Origin of the sequence: Paractinoplanes deccanensis (assembly GCF_016862115.1) — a bacterium.
In the GTDB taxonomy this organism is placed as follows: domain Bacteria; phylum Actinomycetota; class Actinomycetes; order Mycobacteriales; family Micromonosporaceae; genus Actinoplanes; species Actinoplanes deccanensis.
On record NZ_BOMI01000105.1, the window covers coordinates 1 to 20,712 of the forward strand.

At 72.6% G+C, this 20,712-nt stretch carries 23 protein-coding genes; 11 read left to right on the plus strand and 12 right to left on the minus strand.

The annotated features are described in order from the left end of the window. The 5 genes from Ade02nite_RS26300 to Ade02nite_RS26320 form a co-directional block, all read right to left on the minus strand. A partial coding sequence (locus Ade02nite_RS26300) for a hypothetical protein (protein WP_203769345.1) occupies positions 1-194 on the minus strand: 194 nt, incomplete at its 3' end. Positions 195-200: 6 nt separating this feature from the next. Continuing rightward, positions 201-608: an ArsR/SmtB family transcription factor gene (locus Ade02nite_RS26305; protein WP_344301750.1), complete on the minus strand. Its 408-nt coding sequence runs from the start codon at positions 606-608 to the stop codon at positions 201-203. 432 nt (positions 609-1,040) lie between these two features. After that, on the minus strand, positions 1,041-1,550 hold the full coding sequence (locus Ade02nite_RS26310) for an NUDIX hydrolase (RefSeq protein ID WP_203769349.1): 510 nt from the start codon (positions 1,548-1,550) through the stop codon (positions 1,041-1,043). Positions 1,551-2,200: 650 nt separating this feature from the next. After that, positions 2,201-3,202 carry a sugar phosphate isomerase/epimerase family protein gene (locus Ade02nite_RS26315; protein WP_203769351.1) on the minus strand — a complete coding sequence of 334 codons (1,002 nt, stop codon included), beginning with the start codon at positions 3,200-3,202 and terminating at the stop codon, positions 2,201-2,203. Between the two features lie 10 nt (positions 3,203-3,212). Continuing rightward, complete coding sequence (locus tag Ade02nite_RS26320; RefSeq protein ID WP_203769353.1) at positions 3,213-4,382, minus strand: Gfo/Idh/MocA family protein; 1,170 nt, start codon at positions 4,380-4,382, stop codon at positions 3,213-3,215. Positions 4,383-4,473: 91 nt separating this feature from the next. Here Ade02nite_RS26320 and Ade02nite_RS26325 point away from each other — a divergent pair, with 91 nt between their 5' ends. Further along, a complete protein-coding gene (locus Ade02nite_RS26325) occupies positions 4,474-5,472 on the plus strand; it encodes a LacI family DNA-binding transcriptional regulator (RefSeq protein ID WP_203769355.1) in 999 nt (332 codons plus the stop codon). A 10-nt stretch (positions 5,473-5,482) separates the two neighbouring features. Here the strand turns inward: Ade02nite_RS26325 and Ade02nite_RS26330 are convergent, their stop codons facing one another. After that, the gene (locus tag Ade02nite_RS26330; RefSeq protein WP_203769357.1) at positions 5,483-6,700 is read right to left on the minus strand and encodes a glycoside hydrolase family 3 N-terminal domain-containing protein; all 1,218 of its coding nucleotides are present in this window, start codon (positions 6,698-6,700) and stop codon (positions 5,483-5,485) included. 29 nt (positions 6,701-6,729) lie between these two features. After that, entirely contained in the window at positions 6,730-7,335 is a 606-nt protein-coding gene (locus Ade02nite_RS26335) for a TetR/AcrR family transcriptional regulator (RefSeq protein ID WP_203769359.1), read from the minus strand. A gap of 84 nt (positions 7,336-7,419) precedes the next feature. Here Ade02nite_RS26335 and paaN point away from each other — a divergent pair, with 84 nt between their 5' ends. The 9 genes from paaN to paaE all read left to right on the plus strand — a co-directional run bounded on the left by paaN (position 7,420) and on the right by paaE (position 15,678). Continuing rightward, on the plus strand, positions 7,420-9,111 hold the full coding sequence (gene paaN / locus Ade02nite_RS26340) for a phenylacetic acid degradation protein PaaN (RefSeq protein ID WP_203769368.1): 1,692 nt from the start codon (positions 7,420-7,422) through the stop codon (positions 9,109-9,111). Continuing rightward, a complete protein-coding gene (locus Ade02nite_RS26345) occupies positions 9,104-10,306 on the plus strand; it encodes a thiolase family protein (protein WP_203769370.1) in 1,203 nt (400 codons plus the stop codon). The genes paaN and Ade02nite_RS26345 overlap by 8 nt, the downstream gene beginning before the upstream one ends. Positions 10,307-10,388: 82 nt before the next feature. Beyond that, the gene (locus tag Ade02nite_RS26350) at positions 10,389-11,117 is read left to right on the plus strand and encodes an enoyl-CoA hydratase/isomerase family protein (RefSeq protein WP_203769372.1); all 729 of its coding nucleotides are present in this window, start codon (positions 10,389-10,391) and stop codon (positions 11,115-11,117) included. Further along, positions 11,114-11,992: a 3-hydroxyacyl-CoA dehydrogenase family protein gene (locus Ade02nite_RS26355; protein WP_203769374.1), complete on the plus strand. Its 879-nt coding sequence runs from the start codon at positions 11,114-11,116 to the stop codon at positions 11,990-11,992. The genes Ade02nite_RS26350 and Ade02nite_RS26355 overlap by 4 nt, the downstream gene beginning before the upstream one ends. Further along, on the plus strand, positions 11,989-12,924 hold the full coding sequence (gene paaA / locus Ade02nite_RS26360) for a 1,2-phenylacetyl-CoA epoxidase subunit PaaA (protein WP_203769376.1): 936 nt from the start codon (positions 11,989-11,991) through the stop codon (positions 12,922-12,924). The genes Ade02nite_RS26355 and paaA overlap by 4 nt, the downstream gene beginning before the upstream one ends. After that, positions 12,921-13,217, plus strand: a complete 297-nt coding sequence (gene paaB / locus Ade02nite_RS26365; RefSeq protein WP_203769378.1) for a 1,2-phenylacetyl-CoA epoxidase subunit PaaB — start codon at positions 12,921-12,923, stop codon at positions 13,215-13,217. The genes paaA and paaB overlap by 4 nt, the downstream gene beginning before the upstream one ends. An 8-nt stretch (positions 13,218-13,225) precedes the next feature. Then, complete coding sequence (paaC, locus tag Ade02nite_RS26370) at positions 13,226-14,104, plus strand: 1,2-phenylacetyl-CoA epoxidase subunit PaaC (RefSeq protein WP_203769386.1); 879 nt, start codon at positions 13,226-13,228, stop codon at positions 14,102-14,104. Next, on the plus strand, positions 14,098-14,604 hold the full coding sequence (gene paaD, locus Ade02nite_RS26375) for a 1,2-phenylacetyl-CoA epoxidase subunit PaaD (RefSeq protein ID WP_379036564.1): 507 nt from the start codon (positions 14,098-14,100) through the stop codon (positions 14,602-14,604). The genes paaC and paaD overlap by 7 nt, the downstream gene beginning before the upstream one ends. 12 nt (positions 14,605-14,616) lie before the next feature. Then, a complete protein-coding gene (gene paaE / locus Ade02nite_RS26380) occupies positions 14,617-15,678 on the plus strand; it encodes a 1,2-phenylacetyl-CoA epoxidase subunit PaaE (RefSeq protein ID WP_203769394.1) in 1,062 nt (353 codons plus the stop codon). Positions 15,679-15,767: 89 nt separating this feature from the next. On the opposite strand, the gene Ade02nite_RS26385 is transcribed toward paaE, so the two are convergent. The 4 genes from Ade02nite_RS26385 to Ade02nite_RS49575 all read right to left on the minus strand — a co-directional run bounded on the left by Ade02nite_RS26385 (position 15,768) and on the right by Ade02nite_RS49575 (position 17,940). Then, complete coding sequence (locus Ade02nite_RS26385; RefSeq protein WP_203769396.1) at positions 15,768-16,370, minus strand: class I SAM-dependent methyltransferase; 603 nt, start codon at positions 16,368-16,370, stop codon at positions 15,768-15,770. A 115-nt stretch (positions 16,371-16,485) separates the two neighbouring features. Beyond that, positions 16,486-17,262, minus strand: coding sequence for a TIGR03089 family protein (locus Ade02nite_RS26390; protein ID WP_203769398.1), 777 nt, complete (start codon positions 17,260-17,262; stop codon positions 16,486-16,488). 10 nt (positions 17,263-17,272) lie between these two features. Further along, entirely contained in the window at positions 17,273-17,554 is a 282-nt protein-coding gene (locus Ade02nite_RS26395) for a peptidoglycan-binding protein (protein ID WP_203769401.1), read from the minus strand. Between the two features lie 155 nt (positions 17,555-17,709). Further along, complete coding sequence (locus tag Ade02nite_RS49575) at positions 17,710-17,940, minus strand: DUF732 domain-containing protein (RefSeq protein ID WP_239169066.1); 231 nt, start codon at positions 17,938-17,940, stop codon at positions 17,710-17,712. 603 nt (positions 17,941-18,543) lie between these two features. On the opposite strand from Ade02nite_RS49575, the gene Ade02nite_RS26405 reads away from it, so the two are divergent. After that, entirely contained in the window at positions 18,544-19,452 is a 909-nt protein-coding gene (locus tag Ade02nite_RS26405) for a S1C family serine protease (protein WP_203769405.1), read from the plus strand. Positions 19,453-19,473: 21 nt separating this feature from the next. On the opposite strand, the gene Ade02nite_RS26410 is transcribed toward Ade02nite_RS26405, so the two are convergent. Continuing rightward, the gene (locus Ade02nite_RS26410) at positions 19,474-20,109 is read right to left on the minus strand and encodes a TetR/AcrR family transcriptional regulator (RefSeq protein ID WP_203769408.1); all 636 of its coding nucleotides are present in this window, start codon (positions 20,107-20,109) and stop codon (positions 19,474-19,476) included. Positions 20,110-20,712: the final 603 nt, after the last annotated feature.

A 20,712-nucleotide genomic window follows, 5' to 3' on the forward strand; every position in this document is an offset into this window, starting at 1 on the left:
TTGGCCGCCCGTCCGACAGCCTTGTTGTCGGTGGCCGTCCGTCCGACGGCCTTGTTGTTCATGGCCGCCTGCTCGACGGCCTCCTTGTCGCTGGTTGCCCGCTCGGCGGCCGCCTGGTCATTGGGCGTCCGTTCGACGGCCTTGTTGTCGCTGGTCGTCCGCTCGACGACCTCCTTGTTGCTGGCTGCCCGCACGACGGCCTACTCGTCGCTGACCGTCCGCTTGCCGGCCTCGTCGCCGGCCGTCTGCTCGATGACCTCCTGGTAGCCCTGGAGCGCCCGATCCCAGAAGGCGTCCAACTGATCGCGGAGGGCCAGCACTCCCGCCGGGTTGAGCCGATAGACCCGCCGAGTCCCCGCCGCCTCGTCCGCGACGAGCCCCGCCTCTTTGAGAACCCGAAGATGCTGCGACACGGCAGGCCGGCTGATAGGTAACTCGTCCGCAAGCTCGCCCACAGCCCGAGGCCGCTCAGCCAGCGAAGCCACAATCGCCCGCCGGCTCGGATCCCCAAGGATCTCCCAGCCATCCCCATCTCGGTAAGTCCCCACGAACGGTAAGCTACGACTTACCGAAGCTCGCGTCAACCATCGCGAGCGCTCGCAGGGCATCTGCTTCCGACCGCGAACTGCCTACCCCGCGGCGCCGCACTACCGCGGCTGGCCGACTTGGCGCCCCAGGGCTGCGAGCCCGGACGCCCAATGCGGTACACCGCCGAATCTAAGGCGATCGCGCAGAGGCCGGCGGGAGGGCTCGGCCGCGGCCGTCAGGCGGACGGGAGGTTGATCAGCGGAAGTCCGAGCCGGTTAGGGCGAGTCCAGGGTTGGCCAGAGCGAGCCCGGATCGGTTGGAGCGAGCCCGGATCGGTTAGGGCGGGGGCCATGTTGGTCAGGGCGAGGCCGGGTCGGTCAGGGCGGGGCCGGGTCGGTTAGGGCGGGGCCGGGTCGGTCAGGGCGGGGCCAGGTTGGTCAGGGTGAGGCCGGGTCGGTCAGGGTGAGGCCGGGTCGGTCAGGGCGAGGCCAGGTCGGTTAGAGCGAGGCCGCTCAGAGCGAGTCCGGCTGGTTGAGCGCCGGGTGCTTCTCGCCGGGTGTGGCATGCCAGGCCGCGTCGACGCCGGACAGCGCCGCCTCGATGCGCAGCTTCGACCAGTCGTCGAGCGTGGGCAGCGCCTCCGGCGCGAACCAGCCCACCTCCAGCGACTCGTCGTCCGCGACCGCCGCGTCCGTGGACAGCGCCCGGCACAGGAACCAGACGTTCAGGAACTCGCACTGGTCGCCGTTCGGATAGACCACCGGATGTGTGGCCACCCCCGCGACCCGGACGATCTCCGCCCGAACTCCCGTCTCCTCGAACACTTCCCGCAGCGCCGCCTCGGCCGGCTGCTCGCCCGGATCGATCGTCCCGGCCGGAACCGACCACCGCCCGTTGTCCACCCGCCGGGCCAGCAACACCCGTCCGTCATCGTCCACGACGACCCCGCTGGCGCTGGGCAGGAAGAGCAGATCGTGGCCGACATGCGCCCGCATGCGAGCCACGTAGGGAGGAACAGGCACGAACCCACCCTACTGCCCACGATCATCTCCACCTCCGCATCGCCGCGCCGTAGAGAGGCGGCCAGTAAAGGAAGCCGCCGACTGCGGCCGGACCGTCGGGCGGCCGCTGGGCGGCGGCCGCAACGCCGGGCGACCGCGGCGCGGGGGCGAAAACGCCAGGCGCCACGGGCTGTGGCTAGATCGCTGGGCGAACCGTGGGTGAAGCCGGAACGCCGGGCGGCCGCTGGCTGTGCCTGGACCCTTGGGCGGCCCGTGGGCGCCGCCGGAACGCCGGGCGGCCGCTGGGTGCGGCTGGGCTGCCGGGCGGCCGCTGGGTGCGGCTGGGCTGCCGGGCGACCGTTGGGCGGCGGGAACGCCAGGCGGCCATGGGCTGCGGCTGGACCGTTGGGCGACCGCTGGGTGCGGCTGGACCGCCAAACGACCGTTGGGTGACCGCTTGGCGGCGGCTGGACGGTCGGGCGGCCGCTGGGCAGCGGCCGCAACGCCGGGCGACCGTTGGATGGCGGCCGGAACGCCAGGCGGGCACGGGCTGCGGGCTGGACGGTCGGGCGGCCGCTGGGTGGCGGCGGACCGCAAGCTGGCCACTGATGCGACCGGACCGCTGGCTGCCGGGGGACGTCGGGGGATCGCTGGGTGGTGGCCGGCTGGGCTCAGATGCCGGCCTTCCTGGCGGCGGCGGTCAGGTTTTCGGCGGCCAGGCGTAGGCCCTCGATCTGGTCGAGTTCGGTGTCCTCGTGTTCGATGTTGACGGCCATCTCGGGGTCGATGGCGTGCAGGGCCTGGAGGAACGGCACCCAGAAGTCGTCGCCGTGGCCGCGGCCGACGGCCACGAACTGCCAGGACGGGCGGTCGGGCCACTGGTTGAGGGTGTTGGCGCCGCCGAGGTTGAGTGGGGTGCGGTCGGCCGGCGTGCGGGTGAAGCGGTCGTCGAGCACGCCGAAGAGCTTGACGTTGTCGGCGTTGATTCGCGTGTCCTTGGCGGCCGCGTGGAAGACCAGCTCGCCGAGGTGGCGCACCGCGGCGACCGGGTCGATGCCCTGCCAGAACAGGTGGCTCGGGTCCATCTCGGCGCCGACGTGGGTGGCGTTGGTCTGCTCGACCAGCCGCATCAGCGTGGGCGGGTTGAAGACCAGGTTGTGCGGGTGCATCTCGATGCAGACCTTCACGTCCGCCGCGGCCGCCCGGGCCTGGATGTCACGCCAGAACGGGATCGCCACCTGTTGCCATTGATGATCGAGGACGTCGAGGTATTGGCTGTCCCACGGGTTCACGACCCAGTTGGCCACCGTGGCGCCCGGCTCGCCGCCGGGCAGGCCCGACATGGTGACCACCCTCTTCACTCCGAGCGCGGCGGCCAGGTCGATCGTGCGGCGCAGGTCGGCGGCGTGCCGGGGGCCGACCCGCGGGTCGGGGTTGAGCGGGTTGCCGTTGACGTTGAGCCCGGTCAGCGTGATGCCCGCCTGGGCGTACCGGCCGAGGTATTCCTCCCGGGCGCCGGCGCTGGCCAGCAGGTCGTCGACGGGGATGTGCGGCGCGGCGATGAAGCCGCCGGTGTTGATCTCGGCGCTGGTCAAGCCCAGTTCACCGAGGATTTTCAGGGTCTCGTCGAGGGAGCGGTCGTGCAGGCACGCGGTGTAGGCGCCGAGTCGCATGGGGGGCTCCTCAGATCTGGACGGGTTTGTCGGCGGCGGACACGACCGCGTCGAGCACGCGCAGGTTGTGCAGGCCGTGTGCCAGGTCGGGACAGGGCGGCAGGCTCTCGGCCCCGGCGATCTGGTCGAGGAAGGCCCGAGCCTGGTAGACGAAGAAGTCGTTCTGCCCGTGGCCGACGGTGGGGAAATCCATGGGCAGGCCACGAGCCACGTACGGATGCCAGGGGCCGACGAAGACCGTCCGCGCGCCGTTGACCGCCGTCTCCGCACTGGCGTCGACGATGGTGAACTCGGCCGGCCGGGTCATCTCGAACGAGGCGGACCCGTTCTCGCAGAACAGGTCGACCCGCAGCGAGTTGGCGTGCCCGAAAGCGACGCGCGACAGCGAGAACGTGCCGACCGCTCCGCTCGCGTACGACGTGGTGAAGGTGCAGACGTCCTCGTTCTCCACCGGGACGAGCTCGTCGCTGACCTCGACGCCGCCGGCGTGGCCGACCGCGACCCCGAGCGGGCGTGGCCGCTGTTTGACCAGGGTGGCCATCGTCGTGCCCTGCACCCCGGCGGTCGGGCCGCAGAAGAACTCGGCAAGGTCGGTCAGGTGGCTGCCGATGTCGGCGAGCACGCCGGAGCCGGGGCCGCCCTGGTAGCGCCAGCTCATCGGGCGGGCGGGGTCGTAGCCGTAGTCGCACCAGTAGTTGCCGACGAAGTGGCGCACGGGACCGAGCCGGCCCTCGACCTCTCTCTTGACGGCGTTGAGCGCGGGGGACCGGCGGAACGTGAAGCCGACCGCGTTGACCAGCCCGGGTGTCGCGGCGGCGGCAGCGACCATGGACTCTCCGTCGTGGACGGTCGGCGCGAGCGGCTTCTCGCACAGGACGTGCTTGCCGGCGGCGAGGGCGGCCTCGGCCACCTCGCGATGCAGGGCGTTCGCGACGGCGACGCTGACCGCGTCGACGTCGGGCGCCTCGACGACCGCGCGCCAGTCGGTCTCGGCGCGGTCGTAGCCGTATCGCCGGGCGGCGTCGGCGGCGAACGGCTCGTGCAGGTCGGCGATGGCGACCAGGCGCGGCGCGGGCAGGCCGAGGTCGAAGACGGTGGCGGCGTTGCGATAGGCGTTGGCGTGCGCGCGGCCGACCATGCCGGCCCCGATCACTGCCACGCCGATGGAGGGGTGGCTCATCAGGAGACCTCGCTTTTAAAGCGCTTTAAAGTCCCCTGTACTATCGACGTTGATCTCGATGGGTGTCAAGGCTGTTACCGGGAGTAAAGAAGTGGATCAGCGTCCGCGCCTGGCAGACGTGGCGGCCCGCGTCGGGGTCTCTCCCGCCTCCGTGTCGCTCGTGCTCCGCGGCGCGCCCGGGCCGAGCGCCGAGACGCGCGAACGGGTGCTGGCCGCCGCCGCCGAGCTGGGCTACCGTGCCGATCGCGCGGCGAGCCTGCTGGCCCGGCGCCGCCGGCACCTGCTCGGCGTCATGCTCGACGTGCGCAATCCGTTCCACGCCGAGCTCGTCGAGGAGCTGCACGTCGCGGCCGGCGCCGAGGGTTACGAGGTCGTTCTCTCCACCCTGACGCGCGACCGCGACGAGGACCGCGCCACCGAGACACTGCTCGACTTCCGCTGCGAGGCGCTCGTCCTGCTCGGTCCCGACTCGCCGGCGTCCTTCCTGGACGGTCTGGCCGAGCAGGTGCCCTGCGTGGTGGTCGGCCGCCGGGCCGAGGACGCGCAGGTCGACGTGGTGCGCTCGGCCGATGACGTCGGCGTCGGCGCGGCGCTGCACCACCTGATCGGTCTCGGTCACCGCCGCATCGCCTTTGTCGACGGCGGGTCCGGTGCCGTCACCGCGGTCCGCCGTCGCGGCTATCGCCGGGCCATGCGCGACGCCGGGCTTCCCGCCCAGGTCATTCCCGGTGATCACACCGAGGAGGGAGGCGTACGGGCGGGTCGGGCGCTCGCCGCCGCCGCCGACCGTCCGACCGCCGTCGTGGCGTCCAACGACCGGCTCGCCGTCGGCGTCATGGACGCGTTCCTGCGTGCCGGCATCGATGTCCCGGGTGAGATCTCCGTTGTCGGATATGACGACAGTACGCTGGCCAGGCTCGCGCACATCGACCTGACCTCGGTCAACCAGGACGCGCCGGCTCAGGCGTCGAGCGCGGTGAGCCTGGCGGTCTCCCGGCTCGACAAGGGCCGCTCCGGGCGTACCGAAATCGTGCTCGTCCCTCGATTGGTCGTGCGGGGAAGCACGGCGGCTCCCCGCAACGATCGATGATCCCGAACGGTCAGCCGCACCTGAGCAGGCCGGCGCGTTCCTTGGTCTGGAGCACGTGCCGTGCCGCGTCGTCGACCCGCGCGCGGAACGCCGGGTCGCTCTCGGCGCGCTCGATCAGCGCCGCCGACATCGGCTTGGCGTCGGAGGGCACGATCGTCAGCACCATGTCGCCGCCGGCCGCGACGAAGCGTACCGCCCTCTGTGCCGGAGGAAGCGTGCTCGCCGCCTTGGCCGCGCCGAGGTCATCGGAGATGACGAGGCCCTTGAAGCCGAGCTTGCCGCGCAGCAGGTCGGTCACGATCGGTCTGGAGTAGGCGGCGATCGCGCCGCTGTCGAGCCGCGGATAGGACGCCGACGAGATCATCACGGCCGCGGCGCCCGCGTCGATGCCGGCGGCGAAGGGCTGGAGGTACGGGTCGTTCACCGTCGCCGTGGTGTCGACCGCCTTGGTGGACGTGTCGGTGTTGGCGCGCACCCGGCCCAGCCCGGGGAAGTGCTTGAGTGTCGTGAGCACGCCGGCGTCCTGCGAGGCGGGCACGACCGTCCTGATCGCCGTGGCGACCTTGGCGGGATCGGAGCCGTACTGCCGGCGGAAGGCGCCGATCGGCGGGTTGTCCTCGCCGATGTCGGCGGGCACGGTGTCGGCGACCGGGGCGAGGTTCATGTTCACACCGATCGCGGACAGGCGCCGGGCGCTGTCCTGTGTGGTGCCGCGCAGCGTGGTGACCGGGCCCGCGCCGAGCCGCGCGGCGGAGGGCAGGATCGGGAAGTCGGGTCCCTTGAGCGTCTGGACGCTGCCGCCCTCCTGATCGAGCGCCACGAGCAGCGGCAGCGTGGCCTTGCCCTGCACGTTCGCGATGTCGCCGCGCAGCTCGGCGGCGGCGTGGGTGCTGCGCCCGCGGAGGAAGATGCCGCCGAGCCGGTAAGCGCGCACCGCGCCCGCGTAACCCGTGGGCGTGTCGACCGGGAGGCCCACCATGAGCAGCTGTCCCGCCCGTCCGGCCAGGTCGAGGCCGTCGAGCGTACGGGTGACGCAGTCCTTGGGCGGTGTCGGCGACGGTGCCGTCGAGGCGGGCGTGCTCGACGGCGCGAGGTCGCTCGCCGGCGCGGAGGAGGGCGTGGCGGACGTCGGCGCCGCGGAGGGCGCACCGGGGGCGTCCGTGCCGCACGCGGTCAGGACCAGGGTGGCCGCGACCGCGACGGCGGCCCGGCTCTGCCAGCTTTTCATCGGCGCCCACGCTAACGCGTCCGCGCGACTCACCTCTCTGCCGTGCGCAGGCCCTCGAACGCTATGCGGGTCAGCGCGTCGGCGATGGCCTCGGCCCCGCCGGTGCGCGGGCGGTACCACTCGGTGAGCGAGTTGACCATGCCGAAGATGAGCCGCGCGGCGGTCGCGGGGTCGATGTCGGGGCGCACCCCGCCCTCGGCCTGCGCCTGTTTGACCAGGTCGGTGAGGATGGCGTCGAAGTCGCGGCGGCGCGACAGGGCGTGCTGCTCGACCTCGGTGTTGCCCCGGACGCGCAGCAGCACCGTGACGTATTCGAACCGCTCGGCCAGCACCAGCACGCTGCGGCGGACCAGCCTCTCGAGCCGCTCGGGAGCCGGCAGGTCGAGCGCCTTGACCTCGCCGGCGGCCTCGAACAGGCCGTCGAGTGCCCGGTCCATCGCCATCTGAAGCAGCTGCTCCTTGCCGCTGATGTGGTGGTAGACGCTGGATTTCGTGATGCCCAGCGATTCGGCGATGTCGAACATGCTGGTGGCGTCGTAGCCGCGCTCGTTGAACAGCCGCACCGCCGCGGCGAGCACGGCATCCTGGTCATGACCGGGTCGTCCGCGCCGGCGCGGAGCCGCAGGCCGGGTCATGTCAGTGCCATCCTGTCTCCCAGGGGTTGATTACCGGCCGTTCGGTCGGTAAATATGAGCACAGCCAAACGCAATGGAGCGCAGATGACAACCCCCACCGAGTTGTACGAGACGCATTCCGACCTGCTGGATCAGGCGATCCGGGCCGCAGCCGTCCGGGACTACTGGTCCGCATTCCCCGAGTCTCCCAGCAAGTCTGTGTACGGCGAGGAGGCCGCCCCCGCGGGTGAGCGCGCGTTCCGCGCCCTGCTGGGCAAGCCCTTCCCGATCGAGGTGCCCGGCGCCGACGGCACTGTCTCCACCGAGCGCTCACCCTACGGTCTCGAGCTGGGCGTGAGCTATCCCAAGACCGATCCGCTCGCGCTGATCGCCGCCGCCAAGGCCGCCACGCCCGCCTGGCGCGCCGTCGGCCCCCAGGGCCGCGCGGGCGTCGCCGCCGAGATCATCAAGCGGATCAACGCGCGCAGCTTCGAGCTGGCACACGCCGTGCAGCACACCACCGGCCAGGCCTTCGTCATGGCCTTCCAGGCCGGCGGCCCTCATGCCCAGGACCGCGCCCTCGAGGCCGTGGCCGTCGCGCTCGCCGCGACCACCCGCATCCCGGTCACCACCGAGTGGAGCAAGCCCCAGCGCGGGGGCGACCCGCTGCGGCTCGCCAAGACCAGCACGGTCGTCGGGCGCGGCGTCGGCCTGGTGATCGGCTGCAACACGTTCCCCACCTGGAACAGCTATCCCGGCCTGTTCGCCAGCCTGGTCACCGGCAACCCGGTGATCGTCAAGCCCCATCCGGGCGCCGTGCTGCCGCTCGCCATCACCGTGCAGATCTGCCGCGAGGTCCTCGCCGAGGCCGGTCTGAGCCCCGACCTGGTGACCCTCGCCGTCGAGGAGCGGGGCGACGGCATCGCCGCGACCCTCGCGACCCATCCCGACGTGCGCATCGTCGACTTCACCGGCTCCAGCGAGTTCGGCAACTGGCTCGAGGCCAACGCGCGCCAGGCGGTCGTCTACACCGAGAAGTCCGGCCTCAACACGGTCATCGTCGACTCCACCGCCGACTACAAGGGCCTGCTGCGCAACCTGGCGTTCTCGCTGTCGCTCTACAGCGGCCAGATGTGCACGACGCCGCAGAACATCCTGGTCCCGCGGGGCGGCATCGTGACCGACGCCGGCCGCCGTAGCGTCGAGGAGTTCGGGGCCGACCTGTCCGCCGCGCTCGACAAGCTGCTCGGCGACCCGGCGCGAGCGGCCGGCACGCTGGGCGCGATCGTGAACGACGGTGTCCTCGCCCGGCTCACCGAGGCGAGCGGGGCGGCCAGCGTGATCCACCCGTCCACCGAGGTCGCCGACGAGCACAACCCGGGTGCCACCATCCGGACGCCGGTCGTCGTGCGGCTCGACGCGGCCGACGAAAAGGCGTACACGCGGGAGTGGTTCGGACCGGTGTCGTTCGTCATCGCGACGGAGTCCACACCGCACAGCCTCGAGATCTTCGTCGAGACCGTCCGGGCACACGGCGCTCTCACGGCCACGGTCCACTCGACCTCGCCCGACGTGATCGCCGCGGCGCGCGAGGCGGCTCTCGACGCGGGCGTCCACCTGGCGGAGAACCTGACCGGTGGCGTCTTCGTCAACCAGACCGCCGCCTTCAGCGACCTGCACGGCAGCGGCGCCAACCCGGCCGCCACCGCCTCGCTGACCGACGACTTCTTCGTCAGCGGCCGCTTCTTCACGATCCAGTCCCGTCACCACGTCGCGGCGGGCGATGGCGATGCCTGAGGCCTTCCTCGTCGGCGGTGTGCGCACGCCCCAGGGCAAGTACGGCGGCGCGCTCGCCGGTGTCCGTCCCGACGACCTCGCCGGGCTGGTCGTCCGTGAGGCGGCCGGCCGGGCGGGGCTGCCCGGCGAGGCGGTCGACGAGGTGGTGCTCGGCGCCGCCAACCAGGCCGGTGAGGACAACCGCAACGTCGCGCGCATGGCGGTGCTGCTGGCGGGCCTGCCCGACACCGTGCCGGGCTACACGGTCAACCGGCTCTGCGCGAGCGGGCTGACCGCGATCGTCTCGGCGGCCAATGCCGTCCGCGCCGGCGAGGCCGACGTGATCGTGGCCGGCGGCGTCGAGTCGATGACGCGCGCCCCCTGGGTGATGCAAAAGCCCGGCACGCCGTGGGCCCGCCCCGGCGAGGTGGTCGACACCTCGCTGGGCTGGCGCTTCACCAACCCGCTGTTCCAGGAGCACGACAGGGCGGCGGGCACCGGCCCCGAGGACCGGCGCGTCACGCTGAGCATGGGCGAGACCGCCGAGGAGGTGGCCGCGCTCGACGGCATCACGCGCGCCGACAGCGACGCGTTCGCGCTGCGCAGCCACGAGCGGGCCGTCGCCGCTCTCGACGCGGGCCGCTTCGCCGGCGAGATCGTCCCGGTGGGTGACGTCGCCGTCGACGAGATCCCGCGCCGCGGCTCGACGCTGGAGAAGCTGGGCGGGCTCCGCCCGGTGTTCCGGCCCGAGGGCGTCGTCACCGCCGGATCCTCGTCGCCGCTCTCCGACGGCGCCGCCGCGCTGGTGGTCGCCAGCGGCGAGGCCGTCGAGCGGTACGGTCTGACGCCGCGCGCCCGGATCGTCACCGCCGCCAGCGCCGGGGTGGCCCCGCAGCTCATGGGCCTCGGCCCGGTCCCCGCCACGGAAAAAGCGCTCTCCCGGGCCGGGTGGGGCGTCGGCGACCTGGACGCCGTGGAGCTGAACGAGGCGTTCGCGGTGCAGTCGCTCGCCGTGATCCGCCGGCTCAAGCTCGACGACGAGCGCGTGAACGCCGACGGCGGCGCGATCGCCCTCGGCCACCCGCTCGGGTGCTCCGGCGCTCGCATCACCGTGACCCTGCTGGGCCGCATGGAGCGCGAGAGCGCCCGCCGCGGCCTCGCCACCCTGTGCGTCGGCGTCGGCCAGGGCGTCGCCATGCTCCTGGAGCGGCCGTGAGCGCCCCGGCCGCGGCCGCCGCCCGCCGCCGCCGGGATGGCGGCGTGGACGGTGGCGTGCGACGCCGGGCGGGAGGTGCCGCGTGACGACGCTCGTGGTGGAGGAGCTCGACGACCGGGTGGTCGTGACGTTGCGCCGGCCCGAGGCGCGCAACGCGATCAACGCGGCCATGGTCGCCGAGCTGCACGAGGTGTGCGCCTCGCTGGAGCAGAGGCCGCGGCTGCTGCTGATCACCGGCGACGGCGGCACGTTCGCCGCCGGGGCGGACATCGGCGAGCTGCGCGAGCGCGGCCGGGAGCAGGCTCTCCAGGGCATCAACAGCCGGCTCTTCGACCGGATCGCCCGGCTTCCGCTGCCGACCGTCGCCGCCGTCGACGGCTATGCGCTCGGTGGCGGCGCCGAGCTGGCCTACGCGTGCGACATCCGGCTGGCCTCGCCCGCCGCGGTGTTCGGCAACCCGGAGCCGGGGCTCGGCATCCTCGCCGCGGCCGGTGCCTGCTGGCGGCTGCGCGAGCTGGTCGGCGCGTCCGTCGCCAAGCAGGTCCTGCTCGCGGGCCGGCGGCTCGACGCCGACGACGCGCTGCGGCTCGGCCTGGTCGCCGAGGTGGTCCCGGCCGGTTACCTGCTGAAGCGGGCGCACGCCCTGCTCGACCGGATGGCCCGTTCGGGTGGGCTCGCCCTGCGGCTCACAAAGCTCGTCGCCGACGGCGGCGGCCACCCCCTCACCGACGACCTGGCGCAGGCGATCCTCTTCGAGTCCGACGAGAAGCGCGAGCGCATGGACGCTTTCCTCGCGGGAGGCCGCTCATGACCACCACCGCTGTGCAGCCCGCCGTGCCGAAGACCGTCGGCGTCATCGGCGGCGGCCGGATGGGCGCCGGGATCACCCAGGTCTTCGCCGTCGCCGGCGCGGTGGTCTGCCTCGTGGAGCGCGACCCGGCGACCGCCGCGGCCGCCCGCGACCGTGTCGCCATGGGGCTGTTGCGCGCCTCGGAAAAGGGCCTGCTCGCCGAGTCTGCCGACACCGTCCTCGACCGGGTGGTCCTGGTCGACGACGTGGCCGCCCTCGGCAGCGACACCGAGCTCGTCGTCGAGGCCGTCCCCGAGGACGCCGCCCTGAAGGTGCGGGTCCTCGCCGCCGCCGACAATGCGGTGGGCGAGCAGGCAGTGCTGGCCAGCAACACCAGCTCCCTGTCGATCGCCGGGCTGGCCGACGCGCTCGGCCGGCCCGAGCGGTTCATCGGCATGCACTTCTTCAACCCCGTGCCGGCGAGCAAGCTCGTCGAGGTGGTCGTGGGCCCGTTGACCGGCGACGCCGCCCGCGACGCGACCCGGTCCTGGGTGGCCGGGCTTGGCAAGAGCGAGGTCGTGGTCCGCGACTCGCCCGGCTTCGCGACCAGCCGGCTCGGCGTGCTGCTCGGGCTCGAGGCGATCCGCATGCTCGAGGAGGGCGTCGCCGACGCGTCCTCGATCGACCGCGCCATGGAGCTGGGCTACCGCCACCCGATGGGGCCGCTGCGCTCCACCGACCTCGTCGGCCTCGACGTCCGCCTCGCGATCGCCGAGCACCTGCACCGGGAGCTGGGCGAACGGTTCGCGCCGCCGCGGCTGCTGCGCGACAAGGTGGCCGCGGGCGAGCTCGGCCGCAAGACCGGGCAGGGCTTCTTCACCTGGGAGGTGTCATGAGCGACGTCGCCGGCGAAAAGGTCTTCGCCGAGATCATCGAGAAGGACCAACGGATCGAGCCCCGCGACTGGATGCCGGACGGCTATCGCAAGACGATGATCCGGCAGATCGCCCAGCACGCCCACTCCGAGATCATCGGCATGCAGCCCGAGGGCGCCTGGATCACCCGCGCGCCGTCGCTGCGCCGCAAGGCGATCCTGCTCGCCAAGGTGCAGGACGAGGCCGGGCACGGCCTCTACCTCTACTCCGCGGCCGAGACCCTCGGCGCCGACCGGGGCGACCTGACCCGCCGGCTGATCGAGGGCCGGCAGAAGTACTCGTCGATCTTCAACTACCCGACGCTCTCGTTCGCCGACGTCGGGGTGATCGGCTGGCTGGTCGACGGTGCGGCGATCTGCAACCAGGTGCCGCTCTGCCGCAGCTCCTACGGGCCGTACGCGCGAGCGATGATCCGCATCTGCAAGGAGGAGTCGTTTCACCAGCGGCAGGGCTACGAGCTGCTCATGACGATGATGCGGGGCACCACCGTCCAGCGCGAGATGGTGCAGGATGCGGTGAACCGCTGGTGGTGGCCGTCGCTGATGATGTTCGGCCCGCCGGACGCCGACTCGCCGAACACCGCGCAGTCCATGGCGTGGAAGATCAAGCGCCACACCAACGACGAGCTGCGGCAGCGCTTCGTCGACATGACGGTCCCGCAGGCCGAGGCGCTGGGCGTCACGCTGCCCGACCCCGATCTGCGCTGGAACGCCGATCGGGAGCACTACGACTTCGGCGCCATCGACTGGTCGGAGCTCAAGCGCGTCATCTCCGGCGACGGGCCGATGAACGCCGAGCGGATCGCCCGCCGGCGGCAGGCCGACGAGGAAGGCGCCTGGGTGCGCGAAGCGGCCGCGGCACACGCGGCCAAGCGGACGGAGGTGCGCGCATGACCGGCGAGATCAAGCACGAATGGCCACTGTTCGAGGTGTTCGTGCGGGCCAAGCGCGGCCTCAACCACGTGCACGTCGGCTCCCTGCGGGCGGCGGACCACGAGATGGCGCTGCACCACGCGCGCGACCTCTACACGCGCCGCAACGAGGGCGTCAGCATCTGGGTGGTGCGCTCCGAGGACGTGGTGGCGTCCGGTCCCGACGACAAGGACGCCTTCTTCGCGCCCAGCGGCGACAAGGCCTACCGGCACCCGACGTACTACTCCATCCCCGACTCCGTGCCGCACATCTGAGGCCGCCCATGTCCTTCGACGACGCCTACCACTCCCTCACCGATCACGACGACGACGCCCGCTGGGCGTACGGAACGGGGTTCGCCGACCCGCTCGCCGGGGTGCCCACCGCCCTGCCGGAGGGCGTCGACCGCGCCGATCTGGCGGCGTACTGCCTGATGCTGGGCGACGACGCGCTGGTCATGTCCCACCGGCTCCAGCAGTGGATCACCCGTGCGCCGGAGATCGAGGACGAGCTGGCGGTCGCCAACATCGGCCTCGACCTGCTCGGACAGGCCCGGCTGTTGCTGACCCGGGCCGGCGAGGCCGAGGGCGCGGGCCGTGGCGAGGACGAGCTCGCCTATCTGCGCGATCCCGGCGACTTCCGCAACGTGTGGCTGGCCGAGCGGGCCGACGCCGACTTCGGGCAGCTGGTGGCCCGGCTGCTGGTCTTCTCGACGTGGCGGCTCGCGCTCCTCGACCGGCTGGCCACGAGCGGCGACCCCGTGCTGGCCGCGATCGCCGCCAAGGGTGTCAAGGAGGTCAGCTACCACCGCGAATACGCGGCCGGCTGGGTGGTGCGCCTCGGCGACGGCACCGACCTGTCCCACGCCCGCATGCAGGCCGCGATCGACGCCGTGTGGCCGCTCACCGGTGAGCTGTTCGCGCCGCATCCGACCGAGCTGCGCCTGGCCGAGCAGGGCGTGGCGGTCGACCCGTCCGAGCTGCGCGACGAGTTCGACGGGGTGCTCACCGAGGTGCTGCGCGTGGCGACGCTGGGCCGTCCCACGGTGCCAGCCGGGCCGGCCCCGGGCCGCGGGCGCGACGGTGTCCACGGCGACGAGCTGACCGAGATCCTGGACGAGATGCAGGGGCTGGCGCGGGCGACTCCGGGCGGTGCGTGGTGAGCGCCCGGACGCTGACGGCGGCCGACGTCGCCGCCACGGTCACCGATCCCGAGCTGCCCATGCTGACCCTGGCCGAGCTGGGCATCATCCGCGACGTCACGGAGAGCGCGGAGGGCGTCGTCGTGACGATCACGCCGACGTACTCGGGCTGCCCGGCGATGGAGGCCATCCGGGCCGACCTGCTCACGGCCCTGCGCGAGGCCGGATTCGAGCGCGCGGAGGTGCGTACGGCGCTGGCGCCGGCCTGGACCACCGACTGGATCTCCGAGTCGGGGCGGGCGAAGCTCGCCGAGGCGGGTATCGCGCCGCCCGGCCCGGCGCCCCGGCGCGCCGCCGGACCCGTCCCGCTGACGCTCGGCGTCCGGGACGACGGGGTCGCCTGCCCTCGATGCGCCCATCCGCGGACCGAGCGGATCACGGCGTTCAGCGCGACCGCCTGCCGCGAGCTGCGGCGCTGCCCGGCGTGCCGCGAGCCGTTCGAACATGTCAAAGCGATCTGAGCGGGGTGAGTGATGGCGGTACGGGAGTTCCACCCGCTGCGGGTCGCGCAGGTCGAGCGGCTCTGCGACGACGCGGTCGCCGTGACCTTCGACGTCCCGGCCAAACTGGCGGCCCGATACGAGTTCCGGCCCGGGCAGTCGCTGACCGTGCGGCGGCCGGGCGACGAGCGCGACGAGCGCCGCTCCTATTCGATCTGCGCCCCGGCCGGCGGCCGTCCCCGCATCGGTGTGCGGGAGGTGCCCGGCGGGCTGGTCTCGAGCTGGCTGGTGCGCGAGGTGCAGCCGGGCGACGCCGTCGAGGTGGCGCCGCCGTCCGGGACGTTCACGCCCGACATCGAGGCCGGCGGCCGGCACGTCATGATCGCGGCGGGCTCGGGGATCACGCCGGTGCTGTCGATCGCGACGTCGCTGCTGCGCAACCCGGAGGCGCAGGTGGCCGTGCTCTACGGCAACCGCCGCGCCGACACGGTCATGTTCGCCGAGGAGCTCGCCGACCTGAAGGACCGCCACCCGTCCCGCCTCGAACTGGTGCACCTGCTCTCCCGCGAGGCCCGCGAGGTCGACCTCCTCAGCGGCCGCCTCGACGCGGCGAAGCTGCGCACGCTGCTGCCGCTGCTGCTGGACGTGCCCGCCGTGGACCACTGGTGGCTGTGCGGCCCGTTCGGCATGGTCACCGACGCGATCGAGGTGCTCGGCGAGGCCGGCGTGCCGCCGGAGCGCATCCATCGCGAACTGTTCTGGGTGGACGAGGTGCCACCCGAGCCGGTCCGCGAGGAGGCCACGACCGCCGGGGAGGACAGCTGCGAGGTGACCGTGCTCCTCGACGGCCGCTCCACCACGGTGACCGTGGCCGCCGGCGACACGCTCCTCGAAGGCGCGCAACGGTCCCGCCCCGACCTGCCGTTCGCCTGCAAGGGCGGCGTCTGCGGCACATGCCGGGCCCGCGTCATCGAGGGCGACGTGACGATGCGGCGCAACTTCGCCCTCGAGCCGGCCGAGCTGGCCGCCGGCTTCGTCCTGACGTGCCAGTCCGTGGCCGCGACTCCCAAGGTCACCGTCACCTTCGACGACTGACGAGGCGCCGCGGGCCACGACTGACGAGGCGCCGCGGGCGACGACTGACGAGGCGCCGCAGGGCGTGGGGATCCGGTCGGCGGGCGGGGTCAGGCCGCGCGCTGGGCCAAGGCGAAGATCTGGCTCTCCGGCGGCGTGCCGGGCGGTGTGAAGTCGACCGTCTCGATGCTGAGCACGTTGAAGCCGTGGGCCTCCAGCACCGCCTTGAGGTCGGGCTCCAGGTAGCCGGACACGGTCACCGGGACGCCCAGGAACTCGAACGGGAGGCTGTCGCCGTCGAAGTTGACCATGCCGATGCCGAGGTGGCCGCCGGGCTTGAGCCAGCCGGCGGCCTTGTCGAGGACGCGTTCGATGTCGGCCTTGCTCAGCATGAGCAGGGAGAAGAACGCGGTCACCGCGTCGAACGTGCCGAAGTCGTCCGGCAGATCCTTGAAGTCGGCGCGCACGAACTCGGCCGCGGGCACCTGCTCGCGGGCCAGCCGTAGCATCCCCTCGGCGATGTCCACGCCCACCACCCGGTGATCGGATTCGGTCAGGCGCTTGGCCGTGGGCACGCCCGTGCCGCAGCCCAGATCGAGCACCGAGGCGCCGGCGGGCAGCAGTGCGGCGATCCGCTCGACGAGCGCGGCCTGGTGGGGGTTGCTGCTGTGCTCGCCCTGATACTTCTCGGCGAGTTGATCGAATACCTCCATGCGCGGCACGCTACCGGGGGCTGCTGGACGATCTCCACGGCTGATCGTCCTCAGTGGATGGCCGGACGGCTGAGCCGGCCACGGTGCGCCGTGCTGCGGCCGTACCAGAGGCGTACTAGAGGAAAGAGTGAGTGATCCGCTCGGCCGCCGCCCGGGAGTCGATCGTGGCAGGGTCCAGATCGGCGCAGACGACGATGGACGCGCCGGCGACCAGCGGGGCCAGGAGCCAGATCAAGGGCTGCTCCTGCGTACGGGCATCGACCAGCACCCGGTCGCCGGCCTTGATGCCGCGCCCGGCGGCGATGTCGGCGGCCAGCGCGGCGTAGGCGCCGTAGGTCGTACCGTCCACTGTGGCAAAACGGTCAGGCCCGGGCGTCGCGGCCGGGGGAGGGGCGCCGAGGTGAGGGCGTACGGCGGTGAGGAAGTCGCGGTAGCCGGCGGGCACTCGCGAGCCCGCAAGCGCCGTCATGCCAGAAGGTGCCTGAGTGCCGGTAGGCGGGTGCTCGCCGGCGGGTGCAGCCGGTCCGGTGGCCTTCGACAACGTGAGCGCGAACTGGTGCGTGCCGACGGGAACCTCGTCGAGCCAGCTGTCGATGCGGGGCTCGTGCACGAAGGTCGCGTCCAGCGGATCGCCGGCGGGGATGAGGCCGGCGGTGGCCCAGCCGCGGTAGGAGACTTCGATGCCGGCGGACCATGCGCCCAGCAGCACCGCCGCGGTCTGCCAGTGCGGGGGGAGCAGGACCGCGGCGGTGCTGCCGGTGCCCAGGCCGCACTCCTCGGTGAGCAGGGCGGCGGTGGCTGATGCCCAGTCGCCGAGCTCGGTGGCGGTGAGCGCGGTGTGTTCGCCGGTGGCGTCGTCGTAGTAGGTGATCAACTGATCCTGACCGGTCATGGGGCGTAGCTTAGGCCGCCAGGTCGAGCCGGAGCTCGCGCGCCTCCGAGGCGTATCTCGTCAGCAAGTGCACGGTTTTCGGGCCGGCGACGCCGTCGGGGTCGAGGCCGGCGCGGGCCTGGAACGCACGTACCGCCTCCGTCAGGTTGTCGTCCCCGTCGGCCGGCGACGGTCCGATCTCGGCCAGCAACTCCCGCAGGCAGGCGGGGTCCGGCGGGGGCGGCGGCGCGCTCCAGCCCACCAAGCCGCCGACGGCGTTGCCGACCACGCTGAGCATTCCTCGTGCGGACATCTCGTTACCTCCTGCTGAAGTGGTGCTGACTCCAGCATCGGGCGGACATCTGTGTCCGGCATCGGACTCGCGTCTGTCAAACCTGTGCCGACTGCGACTTTCGGCCGATGGGCAAGCCCGCCTTTACGAAGACCCGGACCGGCCGGCGTACGCCGCTACGGGCAGGCGGTGACGCGAGCCAGCGCCAGCAGCTGCCGAGCCTGCGGATCGGGTACACCCTGCGCCCGGATCTCATTGACGACGGTGGCGCTCTTCTTGCCGGAGCGCAGGCCCGCGCAGGTCCGCTCGCCCAGCGCCGCGACCTCCTCGTCGCGCCGGTCGACCGCCACCTCCGGAAGATCACGCTGCACCGACGCGACGAAGTCGCTGAAATCCGTCGGCCTCACGCTGGGTGCCTTTCCTTCCGCAGGCGGTGCGGAAGTAACGACCTCAGGCGGTACGGAAATGACGACCGTTTCGGGCGCAGCAGCGGGTGGCGCGTCGCCGGAGGAGCACGCGCCCAGCGCCGCCGCGAGCGCGACGGCACCAGCCAGGGCGACGAGCGGCCGGCTCATCGGATCGGCGCCGGGTGAGGGGCCAGCGCGGGACTCCTCGGCGGCCAGACCGGCGTGTCGCGAGGCGGCGTGACGGTCGGGCCGAAGGGCTTGCGCTCCGCGACCGTGGGACCGAACGGGCCTCTACGCGCCCGGTTCGAGCGTCCCGCGTCGTGCGGCGGCGCACCATCGCGGCCCTCGGCGGCCACGTCGGTGGGTTCGGTGTTGTCCGCCGCTTCGGCGAGACGGGACGAGATGGGGGCAACTGGGACGAAAAGCACCCGACGACCGTAGGGGGCGGGTCCCCGTACCACTGCCGACTCGCCCACTCGCGGGCGGTAACCGAACCCGGATGGGTGACCCGGCGCATACAGCGAACCCACAGACGGCTCACCGCTCGCGAACAAGAACCGGCGTCAATGTTGGTCGCATCAGCCAACGAAGCGAGGCGTCGCCATGACCGACCTGATGAACCGGCCCAGCAACTCCGACGAGTCGTCGCGGATCGGCGACTACTACAGCCGGTACAACGAGACCCCGCCGCCGCCTCCGCCCCCGTACGTTCCGCCGACCCCCTCGTCATCGGGCGGCAACCGGTGGCCGCGCCGGATCGCCGGTGGCGCCGCGGTGCTCGCGTTGGTGGCTGGGGCGGGTACGGCCGGAGGCGTCGTCGCCGAGCGCTACCTCGCCGACCACGACTCGACGACCGCCACGAGCGCGACTACGGCGAGCAGCACCACCACGGTCACCGAGAGCGCAGACCTCGCCGCCGTTGTCAAGAAGGTGCAACCGAGCATCGTCACGGTCATGGTGGACGGGGCGCGCGAGTCGTCGCTCGGCTCCGGCGTCGTGATCAGCTCGGACGGCCTGATCCTCACCAACAACCACGTGATCTCGTCCGACGGCACCGTGAGCGTCCGCCTGTCGAACGGCACCACCGTGCCGGCGACCGTCGTGGCCACCGACACCACCCACGACCTGGCGCTCGTGCAGGCCGCCGGGCTGACCGGGCTGACCCCGGTGACTTTCGGTACGGACGACAGCGTCGCCGTCGGTGACACCGTGCTGGCATTCGGCGCTCCGCTGGGTCTGGAGAACACTGTGACCTCGGGCATCGTCTCGGCGACCGACCGCAGCATCAACACCGGATCCGAGCAGCTCACCGGCCTCCTCCAGACCGACGCCGCGATCAACGAGGGCAACTCGGGCGGCGCGCTGGTCGACCTCTCCGGCCACGTGATCGGCATCAACGTCGCGATCGCCACCGCCAGCGACACGGACACCGGCAGCATCGGCGTCGGCTTCGCCATCCCGGCCGACACGGTCACCAGCGTCATCAAGCAGTTGCAGAGCCAGACCAGCTGAACGCCGAGCCCGTCCCGCCGCTCAGTCCCCGTGGCCGGACGTGCCGGGCGGCTCGGGCAGGCCCGCGGCGATCTGCTGCAACGCGGTGACGAGTTGGGGCTTCATCTCGGTGAGGTGGCAGCCGGCGGACAGGAGATGCTTGGTGGCGGCGGTGGTGGCGGCCATCACGATCGCGGCGACCAGCTTGGGGTAGAGGTCGGACTCCGGGTCGGTGGCGGTCCGGGCGGCCACGGCGGCGGCCAGGGCGGCTTCGGCGTCGGCGGAGGCGCGCAGGGTCTCGGCCTGGATGGCCGGAACGGCGAGCATCAGGCGCAGTCCGGCAACCCACGCTTCGGCGTCGCGCGGCGGATGGGCGGCGACCTCCGGCGGCGGCCCGAACGGTGCCATCACCGCCTGTGAGATCGCCTCCCACAGGGGCTCGGCGGCCGGCCGCTCCCGCAGGGCCGAAGCCACCTGCAAACACCGATCCAGGTGGCGGGACGCGACGGCCTCGGCCTTGCTGGAGAAGTAGTTGTTGAACGTACGCGCGGAGACCCCGGCCTCGGCGGCGATGTCCTCGACGAGCACGCCGTCATAGCCGCGCTCGACGATCAGGCGGATGGCGGCCCAGCTGAGCGCGGTCCGGGTGGCCTGCTTCTTACGCTCCCGGAGTCCCACACATCAACAGTAGCCAGACCTGCGCGCCACGCAAAGATGCCCGTTGCGCACGTTGCCCCGCCACCGCGGCGGCCACGGTGTCAGCGCGCTTCTTCCGCAGCGCCGCCTCCCGCAGGGGACGCCGCCTCCCGCAGGGGACGCCGGCTCTCGTAGGGGACGCCGCCTCTCGTAGGAGACGGCGCCTCTCGTAGGAGACGGCGCCTCTCGCAGGGGACGCCGCCTCTCGCAGGGGACGCCGCGCCTCCCGCAGGGGACCCCAACCTCTCGCAGGGCACGCCGCGCCTCCCGCAGGGGACGCCGCGCCTCCCGCAGGGGACCCCAACCTCTCGCAGGGGACGCCGCGCCTCCCGCAGGGGACCCCAACCTCTCGCAGAGGACGCCGCCCTCCCCGAGAGCGCTGCCCCTTGGCAGGGGGCGCCGCCCCTCCCGGAGAGCGCCCCTTGCCAAAGACAGAACGTTCTTTCTGCTTAATCGCGGGGTGAAGGCGGGCTGGGGGTGAAGGCGGCCCGGGGTGAAGGCGCGCCGGGGGTGAAGGGGGTGCGGGGTGAAGGCGGGCCGGGTGAAGGCGGTGCGGGGTGAAGGCGGGCCGGGTGTGAAGGCGCG